General features: G+C 68.9%; 22 protein-coding genes. 12 read left to right on the forward strand and 10 right to left on the reverse strand.

The genetic code is table 11. The annotated features are described in order from the left end of the window. Positions 1-3 precede the first annotated feature (3 nt). Both CJ179_RS51835 and CJ179_RS51840 read right to left on the reverse strand, forming a co-directional pair. Positions 4-378, reverse strand: a complete 375-nt coding sequence (locus tag CJ179_RS51835; RefSeq protein ID WP_179377863.1) for a VOC family protein — start codon at positions 376-378, stop codon at positions 4-6. A 26-nt stretch (positions 379-404) separates the two neighbouring features. After that, the gene (locus tag CJ179_RS51840) at positions 405-791 is read right to left on the reverse strand and encodes a VOC family protein (RefSeq protein ID WP_179377864.1); all 387 of its coding nucleotides are present in this window, start codon (positions 789-791) and stop codon (positions 405-407) included. A gap of 171 nt (positions 792-962) precedes the next feature. On the opposite strand from CJ179_RS51840, the gene CJ179_RS40985 reads away from it, so the two are divergent. Genes CJ179_RS40985 through CJ179_RS41000 form a run of 4 tightly spaced genes read left to right on the forward strand, consistent with a single transcriptional unit; the run spans position 963 to position 4,775 of the window. Continuing rightward, complete coding sequence (locus CJ179_RS40985) at positions 963-1,247, forward strand: hypothetical protein (protein WP_072945279.1); 285 nt, start codon at positions 963-965, stop codon at positions 1,245-1,247. Beyond that, complete coding sequence (locus tag CJ179_RS40990; protein ID WP_072945277.1) at positions 1,244-2,068, forward strand: hypothetical protein; 825 nt, start codon at positions 1,244-1,246, stop codon at positions 2,066-2,068. Before CJ179_RS40985 ends, CJ179_RS40990 begins: the two co-directional genes overlap by 4 nt. A 21-nt stretch (positions 2,069-2,089) precedes the next feature. Further along, entirely contained in the window at positions 2,090-4,024 is a 1,935-nt protein-coding gene (locus tag CJ179_RS40995) for a fumarate reductase/succinate dehydrogenase flavoprotein subunit (protein ID WP_072945275.1), read from the forward strand. A gap of 1 nt (position 4,025) precedes the next feature. Further along, positions 4,026-4,775, forward strand: a complete 750-nt coding sequence (locus tag CJ179_RS41000) for a succinate dehydrogenase/fumarate reductase iron-sulfur subunit (protein ID WP_095865253.1) — start codon at positions 4,026-4,028, stop codon at positions 4,773-4,775. 61 nt (positions 4,776-4,836) lie between these two features. Here CJ179_RS41000 and CJ179_RS41005 read toward each other — a convergent pair whose 3' ends face one another. From CJ179_RS41005 to CJ179_RS41020, 4 genes are all read right to left on the reverse strand, one after another. After that, positions 4,837-5,508, reverse strand: coding sequence for a sterol desaturase family protein (locus tag CJ179_RS41005; RefSeq protein ID WP_095865254.1), 672 nt, complete (start codon positions 5,506-5,508; stop codon positions 4,837-4,839). Further along, a complete protein-coding gene (locus tag CJ179_RS41010) occupies positions 5,505-6,242 on the reverse strand; it encodes a FadR/GntR family transcriptional regulator (RefSeq protein WP_083395832.1) in 738 nt (245 codons plus the stop codon). The genes CJ179_RS41005 and CJ179_RS41010 overlap by 4 nt, the downstream gene beginning before the upstream one ends. Positions 6,243-6,297: 55 nt before the next feature. After that, positions 6,298-7,428, reverse strand: a complete 1,131-nt coding sequence (locus CJ179_RS41015; RefSeq protein ID WP_095865255.1) for a lipase family protein — start codon at positions 7,426-7,428, stop codon at positions 6,298-6,300. Between the two features lie 77 nt (positions 7,429-7,505). Continuing rightward, positions 7,506-8,135 (reverse strand): TetR/AcrR family transcriptional regulator C-terminal domain-containing protein, encoded by a 630-nt coding sequence (locus tag CJ179_RS41020; RefSeq protein WP_095865256.1) that lies wholly within the window; start codon positions 8,133-8,135, stop codon positions 7,506-7,508. A gap of 154 nt (positions 8,136-8,289) precedes the next feature. Between CJ179_RS41020 and bioB the strand changes: the two genes are divergently transcribed. The 3 genes from bioB to CJ179_RS41035 are packed head-to-tail and all read left to right on the forward strand — an operon-like array spanning position 8,290 to position 10,116. Beyond that, a complete protein-coding gene (gene bioB, locus CJ179_RS41025; RefSeq protein ID WP_087556279.1) occupies positions 8,290-9,303 on the forward strand; it encodes a biotin synthase BioB in 1,014 nt (337 codons plus the stop codon). A 5-nt stretch (positions 9,304-9,308) separates the two neighbouring features. Continuing rightward, entirely contained in the window at positions 9,309-9,548 is a 240-nt protein-coding gene (locus tag CJ179_RS41030) for a hypothetical protein (protein WP_095865328.1), read from the forward strand. A 10-nt stretch (positions 9,549-9,558) separates the two neighbouring features. Beyond that, the gene (locus CJ179_RS41035) at positions 9,559-10,116 is read left to right on the forward strand and encodes a DUF2567 domain-containing protein (protein ID WP_095865257.1); all 558 of its coding nucleotides are present in this window, start codon (positions 9,559-9,561) and stop codon (positions 10,114-10,116) included. 3 nt (positions 10,117-10,119) lie between these two features. Here CJ179_RS41035 and CJ179_RS41040 read toward each other — a convergent pair whose 3' ends face one another. Next, complete coding sequence (locus CJ179_RS41040; protein ID WP_095865258.1) at positions 10,120-10,932, reverse strand: SDR family oxidoreductase; 813 nt, start codon at positions 10,930-10,932, stop codon at positions 10,120-10,122. An 83-nt stretch (positions 10,933-11,015) separates the two neighbouring features. Between CJ179_RS41040 and CJ179_RS41045 the strand changes: the two genes are divergently transcribed. Continuing rightward, on the forward strand, positions 11,016-11,615 hold the full coding sequence (locus tag CJ179_RS41045; protein WP_072945261.1) for a TetR/AcrR family transcriptional regulator: 600 nt from the start codon (positions 11,016-11,018) through the stop codon (positions 11,613-11,615). Between the two features lie 95 nt (positions 11,616-11,710). After that, the gene (locus CJ179_RS41050; protein WP_095865259.1) at positions 11,711-12,055 is read left to right on the forward strand and encodes an SDR family NAD(P)-dependent oxidoreductase; all 345 of its coding nucleotides are present in this window, start codon (positions 11,711-11,713) and stop codon (positions 12,053-12,055) included. A 9-nt stretch (positions 12,056-12,064) separates the two neighbouring features. On the opposite strand, the gene CJ179_RS41055 is transcribed toward CJ179_RS41050, so the two are convergent. Continuing rightward, positions 12,065-12,799 carry an NUDIX domain-containing protein gene (locus CJ179_RS41055; RefSeq protein WP_095865260.1) on the reverse strand — a complete coding sequence of 245 codons (735 nt, stop codon included), beginning with the start codon at positions 12,797-12,799 and terminating at the stop codon, positions 12,065-12,067. Between the two features lie 78 nt (positions 12,800-12,877). Here CJ179_RS41055 and nadA point away from each other — a divergent pair, with 78 nt between their 5' ends. From nadA to nadC, 3 genes are read left to right on the forward strand one after another with little or no spacing between them, the layout of a single operon-like run. Beyond that, positions 12,878-13,915, forward strand: coding sequence for a quinolinate synthase NadA (gene nadA / locus CJ179_RS41060; RefSeq protein WP_095865261.1), 1,038 nt, complete (start codon positions 12,878-12,880; stop codon positions 13,913-13,915). Next, positions 13,912-15,480, forward strand: coding sequence for an L-aspartate oxidase (locus CJ179_RS41065; RefSeq protein WP_095865262.1), 1,569 nt, complete (start codon positions 13,912-13,914; stop codon positions 15,478-15,480). The genes nadA and CJ179_RS41065 overlap by 4 nt, the downstream gene beginning before the upstream one ends. Further along, a complete protein-coding gene (gene nadC, locus CJ179_RS41070) occupies positions 15,480-16,349 on the forward strand; it encodes a carboxylating nicotinate-nucleotide diphosphorylase (protein WP_095865263.1) in 870 nt (289 codons plus the stop codon). Before CJ179_RS41065 ends, nadC begins: the two co-directional genes overlap by 1 nt. A 51-nt stretch (positions 16,350-16,400) precedes the next feature. Here nadC and CJ179_RS41075 read toward each other — a convergent pair whose 3' ends face one another. Both CJ179_RS41075 and CJ179_RS41080 read right to left on the reverse strand, forming a co-directional pair. Beyond that, positions 16,401-17,030: a LysE family transporter gene (locus CJ179_RS41075; RefSeq protein ID WP_095865264.1), complete on the reverse strand. Its 630-nt coding sequence runs from the start codon at positions 17,028-17,030 to the stop codon at positions 16,401-16,403. A 35-nt stretch (positions 17,031-17,065) separates the two neighbouring features. Further along, positions 17,066-18,343 (reverse strand): glycoside hydrolase family 1 protein, encoded by a 1,278-nt coding sequence (locus CJ179_RS41080; RefSeq protein WP_095865265.1) that lies wholly within the window; start codon positions 18,341-18,343, stop codon positions 17,066-17,068. Between the last annotated feature and the right edge of the window lie 34 nt (positions 18,344-18,377).

An 18,377-nucleotide genomic window follows, 5' to 3' on the forward strand; every position in this document is an offset into this window, starting at 1 on the left:
CGGTCAGGATTCCGCGAGCACCGACAGCACGTTGCCTGCCGGGTCGGTGAACCAGGCGATGTCCGGCCCGTTGCCGCGCATGATTCCCTTGTCGTCCTGATCGAAACCGTCGTACCGCAGGAACCGGATCCCGCGTTCGATGAGCGCGTCGACGGCCTTCTCGACGTCGTCGACCGCGAAGTTCAGGATCGTGAACGTCGCAGGCGTGTGATCGGGTTTCGGGTAGATCAGCACCACGGGACCCTGGGGGAGATGCAGGCCCAGCAGGCCCATCTCCTCCTCGGTGACCTCGAGCCCCAGTGTGTCGCTGTAGAAGGATTTGGCCGCGGCGATGTCGTCGACGGCGAATCCGCTGAATGCTCTGGCGTTGTTCAACATGTCGGTCTCTCTTCCACTGCCGGTGGTCAGGACATCTCGGCGCGCGCCCGCGCGCTGAGCTGGATGATCTGAACGTAGTTGCCGTCGGGGTCGACGGCGGTGCCGAACCAGCTGCCGTCACGATCCTCGAGCGGGGACAGCCACGTCGCCCCGAGCTCGTCGAGGCGGCCGGCCGCGGCGCGGGCGTTGCCGACCTCGACGTTGAGGAGGACACGCCCGGGTTCGGGGTTCGTGTCGCCGATGTCGTCGCGCCGGTCGAGCATGACGTAGAAACCGTCGAAATCGAGGACGTCGTAGCCCGGTTCGCCGGGCGTGCGGTCGACCTTCGGCGAGAACGCGGCCGTGTACCAGTCCCGCAATCGTTCGGGGTGTGTGCTGGCGAGCAGGATGCTTCCGATGGTGGCGTCGGCCATGATTTCCTCCCGGTGAGGGTTCGGTTTCGGTTGTCCTACAGGTATCGACTCGGCCGCCCGGCGAAATTCATCGCCCCGGTTTTCCGCGGGCCGAAAGCTGCCCCGGGTTCCCGGAATATCGGTAGTGTGATTCAGGTCACGGATACATCCGGCTGGGTTGGGAGGGGTCACATGTCGACCTCCGAAATGCTCGAATTGAATCGCACCATCGACCGCCTCCGGCGCGCAGTCGGTTCGTTGCGAACGATGTACGGCGACGCCGCATCCGTGCGGCGGCTGAGCAACGATCTGGAGCGCCTCGAGATCGACGCGCGCGACCTCGACTCCTCGCCACCGAACGTCGTCCACCGCGAACCGGTGGAACGAATCAAGGTGTCGGACACCCCGTACGACGCGTCGATGTGGCTCGGTATCGATGACGAGGGGCTGGGCGGGCTCCACTACGAGCGCGGATGAGCGCGCCGCCGAAGAATTCCGAAAGTGCCGGTGTGGGGGCGCCGACGCGTGCCCGGATCGCGGAACGCACGCTCCGCACCGACCGGTGGTGGCTGGCGCCGCTGCTGACGGTGCTCGGCCTGTCCGTCTTCGTGGTGTACGCATCGGTCCGGTCGTGGGTCCGCACGGCGTACTTCGTCGAGGACTACCACTACCTGACGCCGTTCTACTCGCCGTGCCTGAGCGATTCGTGCGTGCCCGGTTCGAGCGACTTCGGGACACCCATCGGCGAGTTGCCGATGATCATCCCGCTGGGGTTCCTGGTGCTGCCGTTCCTGCTCGGCTTCCGGCTCACGTGCTACTACTACCGCAAGGCCTACTACCGGTCGGTGTGGTTCTCGCCGCCCGCGTGTGCGGTCGCGGAACCACACGGCAAATACACGGGGGAGACGCGGCTGCCGCTGATCGTCCAGAACGCGCACCGCTACTTCTTCTACGTCGCACTCGTCGTGTCGCTGATCAACACGTACGACGCGATCCGCGCGTTCCACGGCGCCGACGGCGGCTTCGGAATCGGGCTCGGCACCCTCATCATGGTGGGCAACGTAATCCTGCTCTGGGCGTACACCGTCTCCTGCCATTCCTGCAGGCACGTCACCGGCGGCAGGCTCACCCACTTCTCCCGGCACCCGATCCGATACCGCCTCTGGACCGGGGTCAGCAAACTGAACACCCGGCACATGCAGCTCGCCTGGACCACCCTCGCCACACTGATCGTCACCGACTTCTACGTGATGCTCGTGGCGAGCGGCACCATCTCCGACCTGCGCCTGATCAACTGACTTCACCGAAGAGGGAGTGGAATGACGGAAGTCGAACGGCACCAGTACGACGTCGTGGTCATCGGTGCCGGGGGCGCCGGACTGCGAGCCGTCATCGAGGCCCGGGAGCAGGGCCTGTCCGTGGCCGTCGTCTGCAAGTCGCTGTTCGGCAAGGCGCACACCGTCATGGCGGAGGGCGGTTGCGCCGCCGCGATGGGGAACGCCAACGAGAAGGACACGTGGCAGACGCATTTCCAGGACACGATGCGCGGCGGCAAGTTCCTCAACAACTGGCGGATGGCCGAACTGCACGCCCGGGAGGCTCCCGACCGGGTGTGGGAACTCGAAACGTACGGGGCCCTGTTCGACCGGACCCCCGACGGCCGGATCAGCCAGCGCAACTTCGGCGGTCACACGTATCCGCGGCTCGCGCACGTCGGTGACCGCACCGGGCTGGAACTGATCCGCACCATGCAGCAGAAGATCGTGTCGTTGCAGCAGGAAGATTTCGCCGCCACCGGCGATTACGAGGCGCGGATCAAGATCTTCGCCGAGTGCACCATCTCCGAGCTGACCAAGGACGGCGACCGGATCTCGGGTGCCTTCGGATACTGGCGCGAGAGTGGACGTTTCGTGCTGTTCGAGGCACCCGCCGTGGTGATGGCCACGGGCGGGATCGGCAAGTCGTTCAAGGTGACGTCGAACTCGTGGGAGTACACCGGCGACGGTCACGCCCTCGCTCTCCGCGCAGGCGCCAACCTCATCAACATGGAGTTCGTGCAGTTCCACCCCACCGGCATGGTGTGGCCGCCGAGCGTCAAGGGCATCCTCGTGACGGAAGGCGTCCGCGGCGACGGCGGGGTCCTGAAGAACTCCGAGGGCGAGCGGTTCATGTTCTCGTACATCCCGCCGGTCTTCAAAGGGCAGTACGCGGAGACCGAGGAAGAGGCCGACGGCTGGTACAAGGATTCCGACAACAACCGCCGCACACCGGATCTGCTGCCCCGCGACGAGGTGGCCCGCGCTATCAACTCCGAGGTCAAGGCCGGACGGCAGACCCCGCACGGCGGCGTGTACCTCGACATCGCCTCGCGGATGCCCGCCGACGAGATCGTCCGGCGGCTGCCGTCGATGTACCACCAGTTCAAGGAACTCGCGGACGTCGACATCACCAAGGAACAGATGGAGGTCGGGCCCACCTGCCACTACGTGATGGGGGGCATCGAGGTCGACCCCGACAGCGGGTCGTCCAGCGTCGCGGGTCTGTTCGCCGCGGGGGAGTGCTCGGGCGGGATGCACGGCTCCAACCGGCTCGGCGGCAACTCGCTGTCCGACCTTCTCGTGTTCGGGCGTCGCGCCGGACTGGGGGCGGCGGAGTACGTGAAGTCGCTGCAGGAGCGGCCGGTGGTCTCCGCGGCCGCCGTGGATGCGGCGGCGCGGATGCTGTTGTCGCCGTTCGATCCCGCGGTCGGGGAGGGCGGTACCACCGAGAACCCGTACACGCTCCACACCGAACTGCAGCAGACCATGAACGACCTCGTCGGCATCATCCGGAAGGAAGACGAGATCGTCCGCGCCTTGGAGAAACTCACGGAGATCAAGGGCCGGATCGGGGGCGTGGAGGTGGAGGGGCACCGCCAGTTCAACCCGGGATGGCACCTCGCCGTGGACCTGCGGAACATGGTGCTGGTCAGCGAATGCGTCGCGCAGGCGGCCCTGCTGCGCACGGAAAGTCGCGGCGGGCACACCCGCGACGACCACCCGAGCATGGAGGCGGAGTGGCGCAACACCCTGCTGGTGTGCAGCGTCGTCGGCGACATGTCCGCGCACCCCGATTCCGTGGTCCCGGACGTCACGGTCACCCGCGAGCCGCAGCTTCCGATGCGACCGGAACTGCTGGAGTTGTTCGACATCGACGAACTGGCCAAGTACTACACCGACGCCGAACTCGCGGAACATCCGGGAAGGACGGCCTGAGATGGGATACGACGCGCAGTTCCGGGTATGGCGCGGCGACGCCGACGGCGGCGCCCTCCAGGACTACTCCATTCCCGTCAACGAGGGTGAGGTGGTGCTCGACATCATCCACCGGTTGCAGGCGACGCAGACCCCGGACCTGGCGGTGCGATGGAACTGCAAGGCGGGCAAGTGCGGGTCGTGCTCCGCGGAGATCAACGGCCAGCCGCGGCTGATGTGCATGACCCGGATGTCGACGTTCACGGAGGACGAGGTGGTGACGGTGACACCGCTGCGGGCGTTCCCCGTCATCCGGGACCTCGTCACCGACGTGTCGTTCAACTACCAGAAGGCGAGGGAGATCCCGTCGTTCACCCCGCCGCCGGGACTCGGGCCGGGCGAGTACCGAATGCAGCAGATCGACGTCGAACGGTCGCAGGAATTCCGCAAGTGCATCGAGTGCTTCCTCTGCCAGAACACGTGCCACGTCATCCGTGATCACGACGACAACAAGCCGGCGTTCTCCGGTCCCCGCTTCTTCATCCGTGTCGCCGAACTGGAGATGCATCCCCTGGACACGGCGGACCGTCGTGACGCGGCGCAGGAAGACTTCGGTCTCGGGCTGTGCAACATCACCAAGTGCTGCACCGAGGTGTGCCCCGAAGGGATCAAGATCACCGACAACGCCATCATTCCGATGAAGGAACGGGTGGTCGACCGGCGGTACGACCCGATCGTCTGGTTGGGCAACAAGCTCTTTCGCCGTCGTTAGTGCCCTTCGGGCCCGTGAGTACTTGTTAACCGCCCGACGTTAATAAGTACTCACGGGTGCGTCAGCGCACGGCGTGGAGGTTGCGGGCGGTGGGCGATTTCTCGACCGATTCGGGGTCCGGGTCGGTGCCGAGGATCCGGTCGGCGGTTCCCGAGGTGGTGACGGTGAACCAGTAGTGCTCGTTCTTGTAGTGGTGATGGCGGTGGTTGCGCCAGATCGCGCGGTAGAGGCGGGAGTTCGGCTTGTAGTCGCTGTGGATGAGGTAGTGCGTCCATTCGTAGAGGACGCCCAGGACGCTCAGCACCACGAGGAAGGTCAGCCCGAGCCCGGTGCGGGGGAACGTGAACACTGCGAGCGCCACGAGAACCGGGATCAGCCACATCAGGGTCTGCCACGGAATGAAGACGAGCGGCACGTCGCGGGGATCGACGTGGTGCTCGCGATGCTTCCGGGCGAGGAGCGAATCGACGGTCAGGCCCAGGACCTTCCGGGGCTTCCAGTGCAGGATGCAGACGTGGATGACCCATTCGGCGAACGGGAACACCGCCAGCATCACCAGCGGCACGACGGCATCGGTGACCTGCCAGTCGCCGACGACGACGCGGGCGACCGAGGCAGCGGCGAGCATGCCGCCGATCATCCACGGGGACGGGTGGCGGCGGAACTGGTCTGCGGCGTCGCGGAGGGTGATCGACCTGCGCTGGCGGCGATCTGCGGGAGGTGTCGTGGTCATGTGTCCTTCTCCGAATCGTGGTGTTGCAGTGTGTCGATCACGGCGGTCACGGCCGCCGTCCCGAGGTCGAGCAGGGTGGTGGCGGTGTGCGCCGCGAGGTCTTCGTCGTGTGCGGAGATGGCGTCCGCAAGCCGGTGGTACAGGTCGGCGCGGCCGACCTCCGCGACCATCACGGCGGCCATCGCGGTCATGGTCGGTTCGTACGCGTTGCGGAGGCTGTTGAAGATGAGCCGGAACGCGATGGAATCGGCGGTGTCGACGACGCGCTCCCAGAAGGCCAGCGCGCCGACCTGCTGCGCGACGGGATCGCTCTCGGCAGCAAGGTGATCCACGGCCTCGCGGAGAGCTGCGGCCGACTTCTCGGTCGCCCGGTCCGCGGCGAGCCGGGCGATCTGCACGCCGATCATCCGCCGGGCCTCGAGGATGCTGCGGACCACCGCCCAGTCGGGTTCACCGCCGCGGATCAGCAGCTGGGACAGCAGTTCGGGCCCGCCGTGCTGCCGGAAGTCGCGGACCGAGGTGGCGTCGCCCTGCCGGACCTCGACGAGCCCGGCCTGGGCGAGTTTCTGGATCGCTTCCCGGACCGCGGGCCGGGACACCCCGAACGCCTCGGCCAGGCGCCGCTCGCTGGGCAGGGCCTCGCCGGCGGCGAGGTCGCCGCCGAGTACGCGCGCGGTGATCTGGTCGAAGACTTCGGTGGAGGCGGATTTCCGCGCGATCGGCTCGAACATCATGACCCGACACTAGAACGGCTACAGGTAAGAGGTCAAGTGGTCTTACCAGTGAATCTCAGCCGAACAGGCTCCGGACGAACGCGGTGGTGTCGGGCAGGGACGCGGGCATGGTCGTGAGGTGGCCCGTCGGATACGTCCGGAAGAGGAACTGCTGCCCGTTCGCGGTGAGGTCGGCGGTGAACTTCCAGGTGAGGGCGATGGGGACGACGTCGTCGAACAATCCCTGACCGATGAACAACGGCCGGTCGTAGCCCCGGACGGGGACTCCGAGCGTGGTGCGCAGCGCCGCCAGGACCGCCGGGTCGTCGAGGGGGCGCGACATCAACTGCCCGATGGAGATGCCGGCGAGTTGCGGGGCCGCCTCCTCGTAGCAGAGCGACTCGACACGATTCAGGACGTCGACGCCGAGCGGGGTGAGGTAGCTGTCGACGTCCAGGTCGGGCCGCGACGCGCGCAGTCCCGCGAGCGCGTACGCCACGAACACCGTGCTCCCGGTGAGGGGGATCTGCGGGAAACCTGGGCCGACGAGGGGCGCGAGGTTCTCCAGATTGGACGGGGCACCGGTGGCGACGGTGCCGCGGAAGTCGAGATCGGGTGCGTAGGTGGTGGCCATCGAGGCGGCGACGAGAGCGGCGTGGCCGCCCTGCGATTGACCGATCGCGACCCACCGGTTCGACAGGGACGGCGTGACGGCCCGCGCCGCGCGCACCATGTCGATCACGCTGTGCGCCTCGGTGGGTCCGTCCAGGTACGGGTGCACGCCGGGTGTGCCGAGGCCGACGTAATCCGTTGCGACGATGGCGTACCCCTGGTCGAGCCAGGCCTTGACGTACGGTCCGGCGAGTTTCCCCGTCACCGTCGGCGCGCACGCGTCGGCGATGCCGACCGTTCCGTGGGCCCAGGACACCACGGGCCATCCGCCGGGTGGCGCGTCACCGGGTGGCAGCAGGACCGCGCCGGTGCTGAGCGCGGGTTCGTTCATCGGCCCTGTCGTCCAGTACGTGACGTACGTGGCCTCGGCGACACCCGCCGGCCGCGCGTCCGTCGCCACCGGGGTCTCGGCGACGACGGCACCGGGATCGCCCACCGCGGTCTGCGCCGGCGCCGGCGTGGGCGCGGCGAGAAGCGACAGTGCGAGTGCCGCCGCGAGGGCCGTTCCGGCGCGGCGGCCGAGCGAAGACGTCATCGCGTCCGTCCCTGGGCCGTGGGAGGCGCCGCGCGGTCCGCGAGTGGCCGGCGCGGCGTCCACTCAATTGTGCCCGCTCACGGGCGGTGGGCGGAGTCTTTCAGTCGCGCGCGAATTCCGTCGACGAACAGCGACAAGCCGAAGTCGAACCGCACCGCCGGATCGCCGTCGAGGAGATCCTCGTCGTACGCCGCGATCTGCGACTGCGGGGCGTCGGGGGAGAGCGCGGCGCGGGTGAGAGCGCCTGCCGATTCCATCTGCGCCCGCGACTGCTCGTCGACCGTGTGGCCGAGGACGTAGTAGAGCAGCGAGTAGGACGACAGTTCGGCGTGTTCGCGGGACAGCCCGGATCGCAGACCCACGGCCGCGAAGCTTTCCCGGACCCGGGAGTTGGTCATGCGGGACGCGTAGGTGGCGGAGACCAGTTCGGCGCCGTCACGGTGGGCGAGCAGCGCTGTGCGCAGCCGATGCGCCAGTTCGGTGAACTCCGCGTCCCATCCGGGCGCCGTGACCGGGGCGTCGACGTCTTCGAGGATCTTGTCGGCGAGGGCACCGAGCAACGTCTGCTTGTTGGGGAAATGCCAGTACAGCGCGCCGGGCTGCACGCCGAGGGCCGTTGCGAGTCTGCGCATCGTGAGGTCGGCGAGGCCGAACTCGTCGAGGATGGCCATTGCGCCGTCGAGTACGTCGCCGCGTCGCAATTGCACTGTGTGATCTCCCAATCTCGTCGAAAAGCTTGCTCCGGCTTTGACAGTATTCCATCACGGATCTAACGTGAACACCGTTCAACTTGTACGGTGTTCAATTTTTCGGTTCCGTCGACTCACGGCACGTGATCGGCCCGTTTTCCAGGAGATACGTGTGACCTCGGCCCCGGTACAGACAGACATTCTCGCCCTCGCGCGTGAGCAGGTTCTCGAGCGCGGCGAAGCGCTGAACGAGAGCCAGGTGCTCGAAGTCCTGCAACTTCCCGACGACCGCCTCGAGGACCTGCTCGCCCTCGCGCACGACGTGCGGATGAAGTGGTGCGGCCCCGAGGTCGAGGTCGAGGGCATCATCAGCCTCAAGACCGGCGGCTGCCCCGAGGACTGCCACTTCTGCTCGCAGTCCGGGCTGTTCCAGTCGCCGGTGCGCGCCGCGTGGCTCGACATCCCGTCGCTCGTCGAGGCCGCCAAGCAGACCGCCAAGTCCGGTGCCAGCGAATTCTGCATCGTCGCCGCCGTCCGCGGGCCCGACGAGCGGCTGCTCGCCCAGGTCGCCGCTGGTATCGAGGCTATCCGCAACGAGGTCGACATCCAGATCGCCTGCTCGCTGGGCATGCTCACCCAGGAACAGGTCGACCAGCTCGCCGCGATGGGAGTGCACCGCTACAACCACAACCTGGAGACGTCGAAGTCCCACTTCCCGAACGTCGTCACCACCCACACGTGGGACGAACGCTGGAACACCCTCCGCATGGTCCGCGAAGCCGGCATGGAGGTGTGCTGCGGCGGCATCCTCGGCATGGGTGAGAGCCTCGAGCAGCGCGCCGAGTTCGCGGCCAACCTGGCCGAACTCGAACCCGACGAGGTCCCGCTGAACTTCCTCAACCCGCGTCCGGGAACCCCGTTCGGCGACCTCGAGGTGCTGCCGGCGAGCGAGGCCCTCAAGTCGGTGGCCGCCTTCCGGCTCGCGCTGCCCCGCACCATCCTCCGCTTCGCGGGCGGCCGCGAGATCACCCTCGGCGACCTCGGCGCCAAGCAGGGCATCCTCGGCGGCATCAACGCCGTGATCGTCGGCAACTACCTGACGACCCTCGGCCGTCCGGCGGAACAGGACCTCGACCTGCTCGTCGATCTGCAGATGCCGATCAAGGCCCTGAACGACACCCTGTGACGACCATGGAGACGACCGCGGGCGACGCCGACGGCCTGGAGGAGCGCTACAACCCGTACACCGGCCGCCGCGTGGTGGCCGGTGTGGACGACGCGGTCCCCACCGCCGCGCAACTCGGGCTGGAACCGCCCCGCTTCTGCGAGGCGTGCGGCCGCCGGATGGTGGTGCAGATCAGCCCCGACGGCTGGTGGGCGAAATGTTCCCGCCACGGTGTGTTCGACTCGATCTGCCGCGGACGGCGGTAGCGTCGCACGCGTGACCACGCTCCCGCGCTTCAGGGTTCGATCTGCCGCCGGAATCTTCTGCGGGACGGTGGTGGCGAGCGCGCTCGCCGGGGTGCTGTGGGGACTTCTGGCACCACCCGAACATCTGCTGGTGGTGTCCCCCGACCGCGGGGTGTCGCTGACGGGGGAGAGCGTGCACCGGTTCGACGCGGTCGGGATGTTCGCGTGTGCCGGCCTGGTGGTCGGCATCCTCACCGCGGTCTCGGCGTGGACGGCGCGGCGAAGTCGCGGACCGGTGGCACTGGGCGCTGTACTCGCCGGCAGCGTGGCCGGGGCCTGTGTGATGGCCCTCGGCGGCATCGGTGTGGCGGCCCTGCGTTTCCCCGATCCCGACACCTCGACCGCCGGTGCCGTCGTGGCGGTCGCGCCGGGGATCGGGACCCCGCTGGTGCTGATCTTCCAACCGCTCGTCGCGTGCGTCGTGACGTTGGTGCTCGCCGCGCTCAACCCGTACGACGATCTCGGCGTCGGTGATGCGCCGGTCGAACTCGACGAGCCGGAGGAGCGCGACGCGACGGTGACTTCGTGACGCTTACCGGGTGACGGAGGCCTGCATCCGGACGTCACCGAGCAGGCGCCCGCTGGCGAGAGCGCCGATGCGGCGGGTCGCGAAGCGGGTGCTGACCGACGACACCCAGTTCATCAGCCCGGAGACGACGCTCGGCGGTGTGCTGCGCCGGTCCAGGGCTCGCAGCGCCGTCGCGACCACCTGGTCGGCGGTCTGCATGCGGCCGACGGCGGCGTCGTCGGAGCCGACGACGTCGAAGAATTCGGTGCGGGTGGGGCCCGGGCAGACGGCGAGCACGGTGAGGCCGGTTCCTCGCGCCTCCGCCCACAACGCCTCGGTGAAGTTCAGGACGAACGCCTTCGTCGCCCCGTAGACGGCCATGCCCGGTGTCGGCTGGAACGCGGCGGTGCTCGCCACGTTGACGAGTGCGCCGCGTCCCCGGAGCAGGTCGGGCAGGAACGTGTGCGACAACTCGACGAGGGTGGTGACGTTGAGCTGGATCTCGGAGGTCAGCCGCTCCAGGTCGGCGGACGCGAAGTCTCCGTGCGTCCCGAATCCCGCGTTGTTGATCAGCGAGTCGACGCGGATGTCGCGCGCGGCGAGTTCGCTGCGCAACCGCGCGCCTGCGCCGGGTGCCGCGAGGTCGAACGGGAGCACGGTGACCGTCACGTGGTGTGCGGCGCGGAGTTCGGCGGCGAGTTGTTCGAGCCGGTCGGCGCGCCGCGCGACGAGGACGAGGTCGGCGCCGCGCCCGGCGAACCGGCGGGCGAATTCGGCACCGAGGCCCGCGCTCGCGCCGGTGATGAGGACGGTGGTTCCGGATGCGTCGAAAGGCATGTCTGCTCCTAGCGGTGGGGTGATTCCGAATGTAGTCAGTGCCATCTATGTAGTCAATGACAACATTTTGCTAGGCTTGCGCCGTGTCCGCCGCCGAACAGCCCTACCACCACGGGAGTCTTCGCCAGGTGCTGCTCGCACGCGCCGAGAGCACCCTCGAGCGGGACGGCGTCGACGGCCTGTCCCTGCGACAGCTCGCCCGAGAGGCCGGGGTCAGTCACGCCGCACCCAGCAAGCACTTCCGCGACCGTCAGGCGCTGCTCGACGCACTCGCCGAATCCGGTTTCCGGCGGCTCACCGCCGCCCTCGAACGCGCGGTCGACCAGGCCGAACCCCATGCCCGGGCCCGCTTCGCGGCGCTCGCCGACGCCTACGTGACCTTCGCGCTCGCGCACCGGGAGTTGCTGGCCCTGATGTACGGCAACAAGCACGCGCCCGGGGCCGCCTCCCAGGTCGTGGAGGCGGGCCACACCTCGATGGACCTGACGGTCCGGATCGTCACCGAGGCCCAGGCCGCGGGCGACATCGGACCCGGGGACGCCTCGCGCATCGCCCTGGTCGCGTTCGCGACCTTCCACGGGATCGCGACCCTCGCCGCCGGGGGAATGCTCGACGACGCGCCGGTGGACGAAGTGGTCACCGCCGCATCCGACACGTTCTGGCGGGGTCTCGCCCGGGCGTGACACCGTCTCCCGGCGATCTCACAGCGCACTCCCGTCGCAGTCTCGAGTACTGGCGCTTACCTGGAGTCGGAAATGTCGATCCCCAGGAGGCGAAGATGATGCGTACCGACGAAGCCGGCTCGGCCCGTGGTGTCGTGGTGGTGACTGCCGCCGGCAGCGAGCAGGGCAGGCGTACCGCGCAGGAGTTGCTCGATTCGGGCTGGTGCGTTGCGGTCACCGCACGCACGGTCGCGGAACTGGCCCGGATCATGCCGGGCATGTCCGGTCACCGACTCCTCGCGGTCGCCGCCGATCCGGACGACCCCCGCCAGGTCGAGCAGTTTCTCGACCGCGTTCTCGGCCGCTTCGGCCGCATCGATTCGGTGCTCGGCGCGGAGCCCTCGGTCGCGTCGGCGTGGCGGCGGCGCACCACGCAAGAAGGTGGATCCGCGGCCGCCTGACGATCGGATTCAGCTCGGCGGTCGAAGCGCCGCGAACTCGTCCGTCACCCGCAGGGTGGAGTCGGTGAAGCGGTAGAGGGCGGCCGGGCGACCGCCGGTGCGGCCGGACGGTGCTGTGTTGCCGGTGGGGGTCAGCACCCCGCGGCGTCCGAGGACGCGCTGGAGGTTGGTCGCATCCACCTGGTAACCGAGTGCGGCGCAGTAGATTTCGCGCAGCGTCGACATGGAGAACTCGTCGGGCGCCAGACCGAACGCGATGTTGGTGTAAGAGAGCTTGGCCGCGAGGCGGGTCCGGGCGTGCCGGACGACGGTGCCGTGGTCGAACGCCATCTCGGGCAGGGCGGACACCGGATGCCACGCGGTGTCCGGCGGCAACTGCGGGTCGGCGGGGAGGGGGACGAGCCCGAGGAACGTCGACGCGATGGTGCGCGGACCGGGCACCCGTCGCGGATCGCTGAACACCGACAGCTGCTCGAGGTGCGAGACCTCCTGCACGTCCACCTTCTCGGCCAGCTGGCGTCGCGCGGACGTCGTGAGGTCCTCGTCTTCGTGGAGGAGTCCGCCGGGCAGCGACCATGCGCCGGCCTGCGGATCGAGGGCCCGTTGCCACAGCAGCACGGCGAGCTCGCCGGTGCCCGCCGCGTGACGCGCATCACCGCTGTGACCTGCGGCGATGTGGTCGGGAAAGTGGCGAACCTGGAACACCGCGGTAAGCACTTCATGCGTGGTGTTACTATTGGGCATGTTTTCGATCCTAAGTCGAAAACCTCGATTGCGGAAATTCGGGCCAGCCCGCCCGAGTTCACGGTGAAGGAGCAAGCCATGACGACCACGACGTTGTGGGCGGGTACCAACCCGCAGATTCAGGACGGTCCCGGCGGTTACGCGGGCGTCGAGGCGAGCGAAGAGTGGGCTGCCGAGATCAAACGGCTGGCGCGTGAGCGGGGAGCAACCCTCCTCGCACACAACTATCAGTTGCCCGCCATCCAGGACGTCGCCGACCACGTCGGCGACTCGCTGGCACTCTCGCGCATCGCGGCCGAAGCCCCCGAGGACACCATCGTGTTCTGCGGCGTGCACTTCATGGCCGAGACCGCGAAGATCCTCAGCCCCGCCAAGACGGTGCTGATCCCGGACGAGCGCGCGGGCTGCTCGCTCGCCGACTCGATCACCGCCGATCAGCTGCGCGAGTGGAAGGCGGAATACCCCGACGCCGTCGTCGTCTCGTACGTCAACACCACCGCCGAGGTGAAGGGTCTGACGGACATCTGCTGCACGTCGTCCAACGCCGTCGACGTGGTCGCGTCGATCGACCCCGACCGCGAGGTCCTGTTCCTGCCCGACCAGTTCCTCGGCGCCCACGTCAAGCGCGTCACCGGTCGCAAGAACATGCAGATCTGGGCCGGCGAGTGCCACGTCCACGCCGGCATCAACGGCGACGAGCTCACCGCGCAGGCCAAGGCGCACCCCGGTGCCGAACTCTTCGTCCACCCCGAATGCGGCTGCGCCACCTCGGCGCTCTACCTCGCCGGTGAAGGATTCGTGCCCGAGGACAAGGTGAAGATCCTGTCGACGGGCGGCATGCTCGACGCCGCCCGCGCCACCGGGGCCAAGCAGGTTCTGGTGGCCACCGAGGTCGGGATGCTCCACCAGTTGCGCAAGGCCGCGCCGGAGGTCGACTTCCAGGCCGTCAACGACCGCGCGTCCTGCCCGTACATGAAGATGATCACCCCCGCCGCCCTGCTCCGCTGCCTGCTCGAGGGCAAGGACGAGGTTCACGTCGATCTCGCGACCGCCGAGCGTGCCCGCAAGTCGGTGCAGCGGATGATCGAGATCGGAAACCCGGGCGGCGGCGAGTGAGCAGCCCGGCCCGGGGGATTTCCTGGGAAGAGCACGCCGACCTCGTAGTGGTGGGCGGTGGTGTGGCCGGACTGACGGCCGCACGCACCGCCTCACTGCGCGGGCTGACCGTGCTCACCGTCAGCAAGGGTGGGGCGACGGACACCGCGACGCAGTACGCGCAGGGCGGCATCGCCGTGGTCGGTGACGCCGTCACCGATTCGGTGGACTCTCACGTCGCCGACACGTGCGAGGCCGGCGTCGGCCTGTGCGACGAGGACGCCGTGCGGTCGATCGTGGCCGGCGGCCGCGACGCCGTGGCCGCATTGACCGATCTGGGTGCGGTGTTCGACCGCGGCCGCGACGGCACCGTGTCGCGCACCCGCGAGGGCGGGCACAGCACCCGGCGGATCATCCACGCCGGCGGCGACGCCACCGGCGCGGAGGTGCAGCGCGCGCTGGGCGCGGCCGGGCTTCCGGTCCTGTTCGACAGTTCCGCGGTCTGCGTGCTCACCGATGCACGCGGAGTCACCGGGGTGCTCGTCGACTCCCCGCGCGGCCTCGGCGTGATCCACACACCCGCCGTTCTCCTGGCGACCGGCGGACTCGGGCAGTTGTACGCCTGTAGTACCAACCCGCCCGGCGCCACCGCCGACGGCATCGCCCTCGCACTCGACGCAGGCGCGGCCGTCGCCGATCTCGAGTTCGTGCAGTTCCACCCGACCGTGCTGTTCACCCCCGGCGGTCTCGGCCGGCGCCCGCTGATCAGCGAGGCCGTCCGCGGCGAGGGCGCGATCCTCGTCGACGCCAACGGCGATTCGGTGACCGCCGGCGTGCATCCGCGCGGCGACCTGGCACCCCGCGACGTCGTGTCGCGGGCCATCGCGTCGCGGCTGCGGGAACTCGGACACGACCACGTCTACCTCGACGCGCGTCACCTGTCCGGGTTCGCGCAGCGGTTCCCGACCGTGACGGCGTCCTGCCTGGAAGCCGGGATCGACCCGCGCGAACAGCTGATTCCGGTCGCCCCCGCCGCCCACTACTCGTGCGGCGGCGTGGTCACCGACGTCTACGGACGCACCTCGGTCCCCGGCCTCTACGCGGCGGGGGAGGTGGCCCGCACCGGGCTGCACGGCGCGAACCGGCTGGCCTCCAACAGCCTCCTCGAAGGCCTGGTGGTCGGCGAACGGGCCGGCGCCGCAGCCGTCGAACGCGCCGACCTACGCGTCGAGGCGGCCGATCCCGGCCGCCACGCACTGCCGTCCGCGCCGCGGGAACTGGTGCAGCAGTTGATGACCGGCAACGCCTCCGTCGTCCGGGACGGCGCAGGCCTCGAGGCGGTCGCCGCCGCCCTCGCCGCCGCGCCGCGCACGGTGCCCGAGGGACAGACCGCGCTCGAAGACGCCGCGCTGACCCTGACGGCGGCAGCGCTCGTGCTCGCCGCAGGCGCGCGCACCGAAAGTCGCGGATGCCACACCCGCAGCGACTACCCGGAGACGTCCGGCGAGTGGCGCCGCAGCACGCACGTGCGCCTGCGCGACGGCGAACTCGAGCTTCTCCAACCCCAACTGACAGGAGTGCTGTGATGGCCGACCACGTCCTTCCCGGCGGTCTGGATGCGGACGAGGTCCGTACGCTCGTGCGCCTCGCCCTGGACGAGGACCTGCGGTACGGACCCGACGTGACGTCCGCGTCCACGGTCCCGGCCGACGCGGTCGCCAAGGCGTCCGTGGTCTCCCGTGCGCACGGTACCGTCGCCGGCCTCGACGTGGGACTGCTGGTGCTCGACGAGGTGATCGGGGCGGGCCGCTACGAGGTCCTCGACAGGGTCGCCGACGGCACCCGGATCGTGCCCGGCCAGGCCGTGCTGACGGTGTCCGCGCCCACGCAGGGACTGCTCACCGCGGAACGGACGATGCTCAACCTGGTCTGCCACCTGTCCGGCATCGCCACCGCCACATCCGCGTGGGTGGATGCGGTCGAGGGCAGCGGGGCGAAGATCCGCGACAGCCGCAAGACGCTGCCGGGACTGCGGTCGCTGCAGAAGTACGCCGTCCGGGTGGGCGGCGGCGTCAACCACCGCATGGGTCTCGGCGACGCCGCGTTGATCAAGGACAACCACGTCGCCGCCGCGGGTTCGGTGGTGGCGGCACTGCGGGCCGTCCGCGCCGCGGCGCCGGACATCGAATGCGAGGTGGAGGTCGACAGCCTCGCGCAACTCGACGAGGTACTCGCCGAGAACGTGGAACTGGTGCTGCTCGACAACTTCCCGCTGTGGCAGACGCAGATCGCGGTGCAGCGCCGCGACGCGAACGCCCCCGCCACCAGGCTGGAATCGTCGGGTGGTCTCACGCTGGACGTCGCGGCCGAGTACGCCGCGACCGGAGTCGATTACCTCGCGGTCGGCGCGCTCACCCATTCGGTGACCGTGCTGGATCTCGGCCTCGACATGTGACCCCACCCGTGAGTACTTCTCAACCGCCGGCGGTTGAGAAGTACTCACGGGTCAGACGGCACGGCGAATCGTCGCCAGGAACGTGGCCGCGACGAAAAACAATCCGGAGAACGTCCGGTTGGTGGCCCGCTGCTGGCGCGGTGAACGCATCAGCCGCAGGACCTTCGACGCCAGGCCGGTGTAGCCGGTCATGACGGCGACGTCGACCGCGACCATGGTGGCGGCGATGATCAGGTATTGGGGGAGCAGCGGCGCCGACGGGGTGATGAACTGCGGGAGCACCGCAAGCATGAAGACGACGGCCTTCGGGTTGCTGGCGTTGACGAGGAAACCGCGCAGCGTCATCGCGGGCCCGCTGGTCTCGGCGACCTCGCCGTCGACGCCGGACACATCGGTCGCGCTCGCCCGCCACTGCCGGACGCCGAGATACACCAGGTACGCGACGCCGAACCACTTGATCACGGTGAACGCGAGGGTCGAGTTCGCGAGCAGGGCTCCGAGCCCCGCGGCGACCACCGCGATCTGCAACAGCAACCCCAGCTGGAGACCGGCGATGTTCCAGTAGCCGCGCCGCAACCCGAATCGCATTCCGGTGGCCATCGACGCGATCGCGCCCGCACCCGGCGACAGGCTGATCACGCAGGACGCCCCGAGCACTGCACACCACATCTGCCACGACACGAGCTGATCGTACGTCGCGTCCCGCGGTGTTCCCGTTACGGGGGATTCGTGCAGCTGAGGGGCGGATCGACGAGGGAACAGATTCCGGCGCGACGGCCCGGTTCGTAGCCGGGCGGGAGCCCGTTCGCGACGACGTCCCGGTAGGTCGCCACCGCATCGGTCGGCCGCCGCGTGAGGGTGGGATCGGTCAGAGCGTCGACGGTGAACAGGCCGAACCGGGGACGGAACGTGCCCCACTCGTAGTTGTCGGTGATCGACCAGTAGTTGTATCCGATCACCGGTGCGCCGTCGGTCCGCGCCCGCTCCATCCAGTAGAGGTGATCGCGGAGATGATCGGACCGGGTGTAGCCGTCCGGGCGGGGTTTCCCGTCGTCGGTGGGCATGCCGTTCTCCACGACGTACAGCGGTAGTCCCGGGAACTTGCGGGTGTACCGCATCAGGGCGTGGTAGATGCCGTCCGGTTGGGGACTGATGTCGTAGAACGCGTCGGTGATCGCGCTCACCGCGGTGAGGTTGTCGAGGGAGAGGCCGTAGTAGTAGTCGACGCCGAGGAAGTCGAGTTTGTCGCGGACGCGGTCGACGAATGTGGTGTCGAGCGCGTCCATGGCGGCCGGGACGTACGCGAGATTGCTGCTGACCCGGGCGCCCGGGTCGTTCTCGTGGATCAGGTCGTATGCGCGGCGGTGGACCTCGACGAGCCGGTCGAGCATCCGCGGCGCCCGGTCGGGGCCGATGCCGCCGAACGACAGCTCCTTCTGCACGTACACGGTCGGCTCGTTGATCGTGATCCAGAGCGCGCCCACACCGGAATAGCGCTCGATCACCTTCTGCGCGTTCGCGAGCCAGTCGTCGACGATCTCCGGGTTCACCCACCCTCCCCGGTCGGCGACCCATCCGGGGTACACCCAGTGGTCGAGGGTGATCATCGGGGTCATGCCGCGGCCGGTGATCTCGCGGACGACGTCGTCGTAGTACCGCAGCTCGGTCTCGTCCCACACGCCCGGCGCGGGCTGCAGGCGCGCCCACTCGACGCCGAACCGGAAGACGTCGACACCCAGGTCCGCTGCGCTTGTGATGTCCTCGGCGTACCGGTGCCGGAAGTCGACGGAGGTGCCGATCACGTCGTGGGTGCGGCCGGAGTCGGAATACCGCCGCCAGTTGCTGTCCGGGGAGGAACCCTCCGACTGGAACCCGGACGTCGCCACACCCCACAGGAAGTCGTCGGGGAGAGGGGCGGCGTGCACCGCGGCGGCGGGGCTCAGCAAGCACAGCAGGACCGCGCCGGCACCCAGGAGTCGCGTGGGAGTCCGCACCGGCCGAACAGTAGCGGAAACGCTGTCCCGAGTG

Origin of the sequence: Rhodococcus sp. ACS1, from assembly GCF_002300155.1 — a bacterium.
GTDB lineage: Bacteria > Actinomycetota > Actinomycetes > Mycobacteriales > Mycobacteriaceae > Rhodococcus_F > Rhodococcus_F koreensis.

Bases quoted from the DNA above. Each gene is read 5' to 3' on its own strand.
- CJ179_RS51835 (WP_179377863.1), bottom strand. From the start codon at position 378: ATGTTGAACAACGCCAGAGCATTCAGCGGATTCGCCGTCGACGACATC.
- CJ179_RS51840 (WP_179377864.1), bottom strand. From the start codon at position 791: ATGGCCGACGCCACCATCGGAAGCATCCTGCTCGCCAGCACACACCCC.
- CJ179_RS40985 (WP_072945279.1), top strand. From the start codon at position 963: ATGTCGACCTCCGAAATGCTCGAATTGAATCGCACCATCGACCGCCTC.
- CJ179_RS40990 (WP_072945277.1), top strand. From the start codon at position 1,244: ATGAGCGCGCCGCCGAAGAATTCCGAAAGTGCCGGTGTGGGGGCGCCG.
- CJ179_RS40995 (WP_072945275.1), top strand. From the start codon at position 2,090: ATGACGGAAGTCGAACGGCACCAGTACGACGTCGTGGTCATCGGTGCC.
- CJ179_RS41000 (WP_095865253.1), top strand. From the start codon at position 4,026: ATGGGATACGACGCGCAGTTCCGGGTATGGCGCGGCGACGCCGACGGC.
- CJ179_RS41005 (WP_095865254.1), bottom strand. From the start codon at position 5,508: ATGACCACGACACCTCCCGCAGATCGCCGCCAGCGCAGGTCGATCACC.
- CJ179_RS41010 (WP_083395832.1), bottom strand. From the start codon at position 6,242: ATGATGTTCGAGCCGATCGCGCGGAAATCCGCCTCCACCGAAGTCTTC.
- CJ179_RS41015 (WP_095865255.1), bottom strand. From the start codon at position 7,428: ATGACGTCTTCGCTCGGCCGCCGCGCCGGAACGGCCCTCGCGGCGGCA.
- CJ179_RS41030 (WP_095865328.1), top strand. From the start codon at position 9,309: ATGGAGACGACCGCGGGCGACGCCGACGGCCTGGAGGAGCGCTACAAC.
- CJ179_RS41040 (WP_095865258.1), bottom strand. From the start codon at position 10,932: ATGCCTTTCGACGCATCCGGAACCACCGTCCTCATCACCGGCGCGAGC.
- CJ179_RS41050 (WP_095865259.1), top strand. From the start codon at position 11,711: ATGATGCGTACCGACGAAGCCGGCTCGGCCCGTGGTGTCGTGGTGGTG.
- CJ179_RS41055 (WP_095865260.1), bottom strand. From the start codon at position 12,799: ATGCCCAATAGTAACACCACGCATGAAGTGCTTACCGCGGTGTTCCAG.
- nadA (WP_095865261.1), top strand. From the start codon at position 12,878: ATGACGACCACGACGTTGTGGGCGGGTACCAACCCGCAGATTCAGGAC.
- nadC (WP_095865263.1), top strand. From the start codon at position 15,480: ATGGCCGACCACGTCCTTCCCGGCGGTCTGGATGCGGACGAGGTCCGT.